This window comes from Streptacidiphilus neutrinimicus (assembly GCF_000787815.1).
GTDB lineage: Bacteria > Actinomycetota > Actinomycetes > Streptomycetales > Streptomycetaceae > Streptacidiphilus > Streptacidiphilus neutrinimicus.
Genome location: NZ_BBPO01000060.1, coordinates 1 through 3,135, shown reverse-complemented (window position 1 = coordinate 3,135; position 3,135 = coordinate 1). Strand labels below are relative to the sequence as shown.

Genomic DNA, 3,135 nt, shown 5'->3' with positions numbered 1-3,135 from the left:
CGGGACTGGGGGGTGTTCCGCGCCGAGCGCCTGTTCCGGCTCGGTGAGGTGACCGAGCCGGGGCCGTTGCCCGCCGGTGCGGCCCGGCTCGCGACGGCGGCGGACGTGCCGCTGCTCACGGGCTGGTTCGAGACGTTCGCCTCCTTCGTCGGGGAGCCGCAGCGGGACTTCCACGTCGCCGACCGCGTGGCGGACGGGCGGGTGCTGCTCTGGCAGGACGAGGCAGGCCGCCCGGTCTCGATGGTCGGCTGGTCGGGGCGGGTCGCCGGACAGGTCAGGGTCGCGCCCGTCTACACGCCCGCCGAGCTGCGCGGCCGGGGCTACGCCGGAGCGGTCGTGGCGCAGGCGAGCCGGGAACTGCGGCGGTCGGGGTCGGAGCAGGTGCTGCTCTTCACGGACCTGGCCAACCCGACCAGCAACGCCCTCTACCGGCGGATCGGCTACCGCCCGATCGCGGACCACACGGTGGTGGAGTTCACCGCCCCGTAGCGCGGGCGACGACGCCGACGGCCCGGTGGGGCGCGAGCACGCCGTGCAGCGCGTCGCGGCGGCGTTCGGGCAGGGTGGCGCGGTGGTCGAGGGACCAGAGCAGTCCGGCGCCCGTCACCGCCGCCTGGACCGCGGCGGTCAGCGCGCCGACGTCCGTGTCCGCCCGCAGGTCGCCGCGCTCGACCGCCTCGGCGAGCAGCGCGGCCGTGGCCCGGTCCTGGGCCTCGTGCGCGGCGAGCGCGTGGGCGCGGGCCTCGGCGTCCGCGAGGTCCGTGCAGAGGAAGGCCAGGTGGTTGGCGTATTCCTCGGGGGTGAGCTCGGCCGGCCACAGGCCCGCGACCAGCGCGTCGAGCGCGGCCAGCGGGGCGTCGTGCTCCGCGCGGACGCGGGTGGCGCTCGCGTCGACGTCGGCGACGGTGCGTGCCGAGAGCGCGAGCAGCAGGCCGCGCTTCGAGCCGAAGCGCTGCACGAGCGTGGCCGGGGCGAGCCCCACCTCGGCGGCGATGAGGGCCAGCGTCAACCCGGCCGGCCCGGTGCGGCCCATGACGTGGGCGGCGGCGTTCAGGATCGCCGAGTCGTCCATGCCGCGCGGCCGTCCCGCCACCGTGCCGCCCCCGTCCGCCGATAAGTGAATGGTCGTTCATTTATCAAAGCAGGACGGCGCCCGTGTCGCCAATCGTGTCGTCGGCCAGGGCCGGGAGCCGGGTGTTAGCGTGGCGGGCATGCGCATCGTCATCGCCGGTGGCCATGGCCAGATCGCCCTCCTCCTCTCCCGCGAGCTCGCCCGCCGCGGCGACCTCGCGGTCGGCTTCATCCGCAAGCCCGAGCAGGCCGACGACCTGCGCGCGGCGGGGGCGGAACCGGTCGTGCTCGACCTGGAGCGGTCCTCCGTCGAGCAGGTCGCGGAGGTGCTGCGCGAGCGGTCCGCCGACGCCGCGCTCTTCGCGGCGGGCGCCGGGCCCGGCAGCAGCGCGGAACGCAAGTACACCGTCGACCGCGACGGCTCGGTCAAGCTGGCCGCCGCCGCGGAGCAGGTGGGCGTCCGCCGCTTCCTGCAGATCTCCACCATGGGGGCGGGCTCCCCGCCCAGGCCCGGCACCGACGAGATCTGGGCCGCCTACATCGACGCCAAGACCCAGGCCGAGGAGGACCTGCGCTCCCGCTCCCTCGACTGGACGGTGCTGCGCCCCGGCCGCTTGCTCGACACCCCGAGCACGGGCCTGGTCGCGCTCGCCCCGCCCCCGCTCGCCCCGGGCAGCGTGCCGAGGGCGGACGTGGCCCTGGTGCTGGCCGAGCTGCTCGGCTCCGGCGCGGGCGGCGGCAGCGTCCTGGAGCTGACCAGCGGCGAGACCCCCGTCGCGGACGCCGTCCGCGCGCTGGGCTGAGAGGTCGCGTCCGCGGGCGCTCCCCGGGCGGCCCGCGGCTTCCGCCGACGCTGGCTGTCGGCGTCTTCTGGTAGGACTTGAGGAGCGATGGCCCACTCCGACGTCCCCGAACCCACCGAAAGCCCGGCGAGCGAACAGCTCGAACTGATCCGGACGGAGCTGCGGCGCGCCAAGGCGCGGCCCAAGCCCAAGCCCATGGCGGAGGGTCTGCCCGTCGCGCGGGTCGTCGTCGACAAGGGCCTGTCCCACCTCGACCAGTACTTCGACTACGCCGTCCCGGCACGCCTCGACGAGGCCGCGCAGCCGGGCGTGCGGGTGCGGGTCCGCTTCGGCGGACGCGTCGTCAAGGGGCAGGGGCGGCGCGAGGGCGGCAAGCTCGTCGACGGGTTCGTCGTCGAGCGCCTCGCCGCCAGCGACTTCGCCGGTCCGCTGGCGCCGCTCGCCCAGGTGCTCTCGCCCGAACGCGTGCTCTCACCGGAGCTGCTGCGGCTCTGCCGCTCCGTCGCCGACCGCTACGCGGGCACGCTCGCGGACGTGCTCCAGCTCGCCGTCCCGCCCAAGCACAACAAGCCCGAGTCCGAGCCGGCGACGGAGACCCCTGCCGCCATCACCGCGCCCGATCCCGGCAGTTGGGCCCGCTACGCCGACGGCCCCTCGTACCTGCGGGCGCTCGCCGACGGCGAGTCGCCGCGCGCCGTCTGGTCCGCTCTGCCCGGGCCCACCTGGCCGGACGAGCTGGCCCGCGCGACCGCGGCCGCCCTCGCCTCCGGCCGCGGCGCGCTCGTGGTGCTGCCCGACGGACGCGCCGTCGCCCGCGTCGACGCGGCGCTGGACGCGTTGCTCGGCCCAGGGCGGCACGTCGCGCTCACCGCGGAGCTCGGCGCGGAGGAGCGGTACCGGCGCTGGCTCGCCGTCAGCCGGGGCGCGGTCAGGGCCGTCGTCGGCACCCGCGCCGCGATGTTCGCCCCCGTCACCGACCTCGGCCTGGTCGCGATCTGGGACGACGGCGACTCCTCACACAGTGAGCCGCACGCCCCCCAGCCGCACGCGCGCGACGTCCTGCTGCTGCGTGCCGGCGAGGCCGGCGCGGCGGCTCTCGTCGGCGGCTTCGCCGTCACCGTCGAGGCGGCGCAGCTGCTGCGCACCGGCTGGGCCCGCCCGCTGGCCGCCGCCCGCGAGGAGGTGCGCCGGGTCGCCCCGCTGGTGCGGACCGTCGGCGACCACGACCAGGCCGCCGACGCCGCAGCGCTCGCCGCCCGCC

The 3,135-nt window shown here is 76.9% G+C and carries 4 protein-coding genes; 3 read left to right on the top strand and 1 reads right to left on the bottom strand.

Annotated features, from left to right (window positions below; all coding sequences use genetic code 11):
* On the top strand, nucleotides 1-489 hold a 489-nt coding region (locus TR48_RS29145; protein ID WP_152628245.1), incomplete at its 5' end, for a GNAT family N-acetyltransferase.
* Here TR48_RS29145 and TR48_RS29140 read toward each other — a convergent pair.
* Nucleotides 476-1,072, bottom strand: a complete 597-nt coding sequence (locus TR48_RS29140) for a TetR/AcrR family transcriptional regulator (RefSeq protein WP_042372895.1) — start codon at nucleotides 1,070-1,072, stop codon at nucleotides 476-478. The two genes, TR48_RS29145 and TR48_RS29140, sit on opposite strands and share 14 nt — an antisense overlap.
* A gap of 139 nt (nucleotides 1,073-1,211) precedes the next feature.
* Here TR48_RS29140 and TR48_RS29135 point away from each other — a divergent pair, with 139 nt between their 5' ends.
* A complete protein-coding gene (locus tag TR48_RS29135; RefSeq protein WP_042372955.1) occupies nucleotides 1,212-1,874 on the top strand; it encodes an NAD(P)H-binding protein in 663 nt (220 codons plus the stop codon).
* A gap of 87 nt (nucleotides 1,875-1,961) precedes the next feature.
* Nucleotides 1,962-3,135 (top strand): primosomal protein N' family DNA-binding protein (locus tag TR48_RS29130; RefSeq protein WP_042372894.1); only part of this gene is annotated, 1,174 nt, incomplete at its 3' end.

Excerpts from the sequence above, each read along its gene's own strand:
- TR48_RS29140 (WP_042372895.1), bottom strand. The coding sequence starts at position 1,072 with ATGGACGACTCGGCGATCCTGAACGCCGCCGCCCACGTCATGGGCCGC.
- TR48_RS29135 (WP_042372955.1), top strand. The coding sequence starts at position 1,212 with ATGCGCATCGTCATCGCCGGTGGCCATGGCCAGATCGCCCTCCTCCTC.